Source organism: Catenibacterium sp. RTP21428st1_D7_RTP21428_210409 (assembly GCF_040227455.1).
In the GTDB taxonomy this organism is placed as follows: Bacteria; Bacillota_I; Bacilli_A; order Erysipelotrichales; family Coprobacillaceae; genus Catenibacterium; species Catenibacterium mitsuoka_A.
This window is the reverse complement of record NZ_JBEHVX010000129.1, coordinates 1-4,760: the sequence shown is the minus strand read 5'-3', so window position 1 is coordinate 4,760 and position 4,760 is coordinate 1. Positions and strand designations below refer to the sequence as shown.

At 32.2% G+C, this 4,760-nt stretch carries 7 protein-coding genes; 5 read left to right on the top strand and 2 right to left on the bottom strand.

Going from position 1 to position 4,760, the window contains the following annotated elements; translation table 11 throughout:
• Positions 1–96 precede the first annotated feature (96 nt).
• The 4 genes from ABUA27_RS12185 to ABUA27_RS12170 all read left to right on the top strand — a co-directional run bounded on the left by ABUA27_RS12185 (position 97) and on the right by ABUA27_RS12170 (position 2,572).
• Positions 97–858 carry a transporter substrate-binding domain-containing protein gene (locus tag ABUA27_RS12185; RefSeq protein WP_055234609.1) on the top strand — a complete coding sequence of 254 codons (762 nt, stop codon included), beginning with the start codon at positions 97–99 and terminating at the stop codon, positions 856–858.
• A gap of 62 nt (positions 859–920) precedes the next feature.
• On the top strand, positions 921–1,190 hold the full coding sequence (locus ABUA27_RS12180; RefSeq protein ID WP_349820815.1) for a hypothetical protein: 270 nt from the start codon (positions 921–923) through the stop codon (positions 1,188–1,190).
• A gap of 8 nt (positions 1,191–1,198) precedes the next feature.
• On the top strand, positions 1,199–1,888 hold the full coding sequence (locus ABUA27_RS12175) for a TIM44-like domain-containing protein (protein WP_349820814.1): 690 nt from the start codon (positions 1,199–1,201) through the stop codon (positions 1,886–1,888).
• 153 nt (positions 1,889–2,041) lie between these two features.
• Entirely contained in the window at positions 2,042–2,572 is a 531-nt protein-coding gene (locus tag ABUA27_RS12170) for a methylated-DNA--[protein]-cysteine S-methyltransferase (RefSeq protein ID WP_022425436.1), read from the top strand.
• Between the two features lie 218 nt (positions 2,573–2,790).
• Here ABUA27_RS12170 and ABUA27_RS12165 read toward each other — a convergent pair whose 3' ends face one another.
• Entirely contained in the window at positions 2,791–3,603 is an 813-nt protein-coding gene (locus ABUA27_RS12165) for a hypothetical protein (protein ID WP_349820813.1), read from the bottom strand.
• A 60-nt stretch (positions 3,604–3,663) separates the two neighbouring features.
• Here ABUA27_RS12165 and ABUA27_RS12160 point away from each other — a divergent pair, with 60 nt between their 5' ends.
• Positions 3,664–4,212, top strand: coding sequence for a nitroreductase family protein (locus ABUA27_RS12160; RefSeq protein WP_349820812.1), 549 nt, complete (start codon positions 3,664–3,666; stop codon positions 4,210–4,212).
• Positions 4,213–4,526: 314 nt separating this feature from the next.
• Here the strand turns inward: ABUA27_RS12160 and ABUA27_RS12155 are convergent.
• The coding region (locus ABUA27_RS12155) for a hypothetical protein (RefSeq protein ID WP_349820811.1) at positions 4,527–4,760 on the bottom strand (234 nt) is incomplete at its 5' end.

Here is a 4,760-nt window from a genome sequence, read left to right as displayed (position 1 = left end):
CATTTTACTGTTTATATAGATAAAATTGAGGGTAGTGTATTTATGCTATGTGATATAGATTTTTGACACTACCGATATATAAGGGAGGAAACGATTATGAAAATGAAGAAGTTCGGTGCTATTGTATTAGCAGGTTTAATGGCAGTTTCATTAGTAGGATGTGGAGGAAATTCTAGTAGTAAGAACGAAGAAAAAACTTACATTATTGCGACTGATAAAACATATCCTCCATTCGAAATGGAAGATGATTCTGGTAAATTAGTTGGTGTCGATATGGACTTAATCAGAGCTATTGCTAAGGATCAGAAATTCAAGATTAAGATTAACTCATTAGGTTTTGATGCTGCATGTACAGCACTAGAATCAGGTGAAGCTGATGGTGTTATTGCAGGTATGTCAATCAATGATGAAAGAAAACAAAAATATGATTTCTCAGATCAGTACTATGAAACAGGTGTTTCAATGGGTGTTGCAAAAAATTCAGGTATTAAAGGTTATGCTGATTTAAAAGGTAAGACTGTAGTTGCTAAAACATCTACTGCAGGATTAAAATATGCTCAGTCTATTAAAGATAAATATGGATTCAAACTAGAAGTTGTAGAAGAATCAACATTCATGTTTGAAAAAGTTAAATCTGGTGAAGCAGCTGCATGTTTTGAAGACTATCCAGTATTAAAATATATGGTTAAAACAGGTCAGTTAAACTTCGATATTCCTTGTGGTAAAGAAAGTCCAGCATATTATGGTTTTGCAGTGTTAAAAGGCGAAAACAAAGAATTATTAAAGAAGTTCAACAAAGGTTTAGCTAACCTAAAGAAGAACGGTGAATACGATAAAATCGTCGCTAAGTACGAATAAGACTTATTAAAGAGTGATAAGATATATTTCTTATCATTCTTTTTTTATGTTATACTTTGTCTATGAAAAAAATGAACTCTATACCACTTATATGTGGTTTTTTATCTATCACAGCATTTTTAATCTATTTTTATAGTGCCAACCATGCTCCTTATTCTTATACAGATATCATTCTGCTTGGCCCCGTATTTTCTTTTGTAGGACTTATCTTTTCTATTATTACTAGAAAAGAAAGAACACTTATTTGGTGGCTAGGTTTATTACTATGTATCTTAGGCTTTTTGGTATGTATCATGGTATTCATGATATTAGTAATGTTTCTAATCTCTTAGGAGGATTTATGAAGAAATTAATTAGATGTTTATTTATTGTATATATATTATGTTTTTCTATTTCCCCTGTTTACGCAAGAGCAGGTGGCGGGGGAGGAGGATCAAGTGGAGGTGGTGGAGGAGGCAGTGGTTCTCCATCCCATCATTCTTCTTCTCCTGTAAGATATGTTGATACACCCGAAAGACGTATTGCTAGTTTAATAACTTTTTCTTTTATATCATATGGTTTTTCATATATGAAAAAATATCGTCGTAGATATAAAGCTGTCTCCATGCATAAGGATATGAAAAGAGGACTAGCAGAAAAGAATAACTCATCCTTTGATGAAAAGAAGATGAACAAAGTAGTCGCTGATTACTATTACACTATTCAGAATGCATGGAATGATAGAGATATGGATATTCTTAAACAATGCCTTTCTCCATCTCTGTATGAACAATGGAAAACAAAACTTAACTGGTGGGAGTATGAAGGTATACGTAATGAACTTTCTGATATCAGACTTCTTAAAACAATGGTTGTAGAAGTAGGTGATGACTACTTCTGGTCTTATATAGAAGGTAAGATGAGAGATAGAATGATCAAAGGTAATGAAGTCACTCAGGATAATAAAGGAATCTTTATTGAATACTGGCACTTTATAGTAGAAGAAGACAGGATTTATTTAGATGAAATCAGGCAGGAAGATGAAGTCTAAGATTGACCTTGTGAAATAATTGTGTTACAATACAACCAACAAAGGAATATTTTATAGCATGTCATTCACAAAGCATTAGCTATACGTATAAAAAGAAATTCTTTTTTGCGTACGCTAATGCTTTTTTTGTTTATTTTTTGGAGGTAAAAAATAATGGAATATATTAAAAAATACCAGTCTCCTATTGGAAACATTACTATGGCAAGTGATGGTGAATCACTAATTGGTTTATGGTTTGAAGATGATAAATATTATGCAGATATTTTAAAGGAACCAGTAGAACAGGATTTACCAGTCTTTGATCAGACAATTGCCTGGTTAAATCTATACTTTGATGGAATCGTTCCTAACTTCTGTCCACCTATTAAGATGCAGGGAACACCATTCCAGAGAATGATCTGGACTATTATCCAGCACATCCCCTATGGTGAAACAATCACTTATGGTGATATTGCGAAAGCTATCGCAAAATATGGTAATAAGAAAGAAATGTCAGCACAGGCAGTTGGTGGTGCTATTGGTCATAATCATATTGCGTTAATCATCCCTTCACACCGTGTAATCGGTTCTAAGGGTAACTTAAAAGGCTATGCTTCTGGTGTAGAAAAGAAAAAGAAGCTTCTCCTCTTCGAAAAAGCCTCAGTTATTAACAGCAGTATGAGAATAGATACAAGACTTGCATAATGCAGGTCTTTTTTTGCACGATGAAGTCAAGAAAAAGAGGTCTTATGCATGAAAAATCAATAAATTAGAGTACGTCTTACTAAAGAAGAGTTTGATGCGGAAATTGAAGAAAGAACGCATGAAATAGTCTTTTATTTTCTTCTTTAAGAATCCCATATTATTCCCATGCTTTTTAAAGATAATACAACTAGGGGGTAATTTGTTCTAGTCAAAAACAGCTAGATTAATTTTCTAGCTGTTTTTCTCATGATTAGTTGTGCGATTATTACTACTACAACAGATATACCACATATCATCATTCCTGGTGTTCTAAGTATTGATGGATCAAAGATGACTGTACGATTCAAATAAGAACTAGCCCCTTCACTAATTGCGAGTGGCATAATATAGCTTACATTTAGTCCAGATAATACACCTGTTACACCTAATGCAGTTAATCCATATAACTTATCTACAATCAACTGAATCAAACATAATACAATAAGTATAACACCCATAATCATTCGATTAGAATCAAGTGTTAACTGATAGAAAATCTGTATCATCTTTAATCTCTTAGGAGATTGTTTACTAATATAATCATCCACATACTGATCAATACCCTGAGATACTAAACCAGAAGAAATCAATTTAGTAAGTGATGTCTTTAATATACTAGGTAATGTAATATCTGTATCCTTCTCTACAATCTCAAAACATTCCTGTGCAAGGTTATTGATATAAGGTGTCATATCTTCTTTATTTTCTTCACCTGTAGCCATCTGTTTAATAATAGCCTGACTATATTTACTTGTTAGTGCGGTCATAGATTGAGATTGACTAATATCTGCTTGTATCTTTTTTATAGTTATGTCAGGAAGACGGTATGTGTATTGGTTAATAACTGTCATAACCTTATTTGTCATTTCCTGGGTAATTTCATCATTCTGTATAGCACTATTTATAATACTTGGACAAATCATTGAGAAACATAATACATTCACAAGAATGAAAATAAGAATATCTAATATAATTGTACGTAACATACGCATAAATATCACACTCCTTTACCCTCATTATAGAAAAACCACAACACATGTCAATATGTTATAATGGAGCAAAGAAAGGGTGATTATATGGATTTTTTAGACTTATTAAAACAAAGAAGAAGCTATAGACAATATACTGGAGAACCTGTAGAAAAAGAATTGTTGGATAAAATTGTAGAAGCAGGATTACTTGCACCAAGTGGACGTAATATTAAACCAGAAGAACTCATTGTAGTCACTGATTCAAAACTATTAACACAATTATCTCAATGTAGAAAAGCAGGAAGTCAGATGCTAGAAGGGGCAGGTGCCTGTATTATTGTATTGGGTGATGAAGATAAGACGGATGTCTGGGTAGAAGACTGCAGTAATGTCATCTTGACTATGCATTATATGGCTTCATCACTAGGGTTAGGCGGCTGCTGGATTCAGGGAAGAAATAGAGTATCATCTACAGAAGATTCAACTGAGGACTATATTAGAAATATCTTTCATTTTCCAAAGAATCTACGTTTAGAAGCACTATTATCGGTTGGACATATTGATCAAACATTACCTGCCAAAGAAGTAACAGAAGAATTGTTAAATAAAGTACATACACCAAATTATTAAAATACCTGCTCATTGATGAGCAGGTATTTTAATACAGGTATTTATTCTGTTTGAAAGGTTTGTAATCATAGAAAATGATATTTCTGCTATTTTCTATTATTTCATAATATAAGACTGCTTTGGTAGTTGGCATGACATACTTATATTTGTTTGTTTGAACCTTCTTGCCAATATGTGGATTGGCCTCAACTATTCCCTTGACTTTTCGTAATTCTTTGGTTAGAAAGATTCCTATAGAGAAGTTTCTGAATCTAATATAGTTATAATAATCAATGTTGTCTATAATTTCTATAGTGTATGGTTCGATTTCAATATCAAAATTTAACTCCATACTTTTCTTCTCTGTCTTTTAAGAATTCATCAAAGCTAATGGTTTTAAAATCTTTACTCTTTTTTCTTTCTTCATAAGCAGCTACTGTCTGTAAATCTTCGTATTCTTCATCAGTTAAACAAGTATAAGATACACCATTAATAATTACTGTTATGAAATGACCGTTGTCAAGACATAAATCAACTTTCATAATATTTCTATTAAGTTTTATCATCAA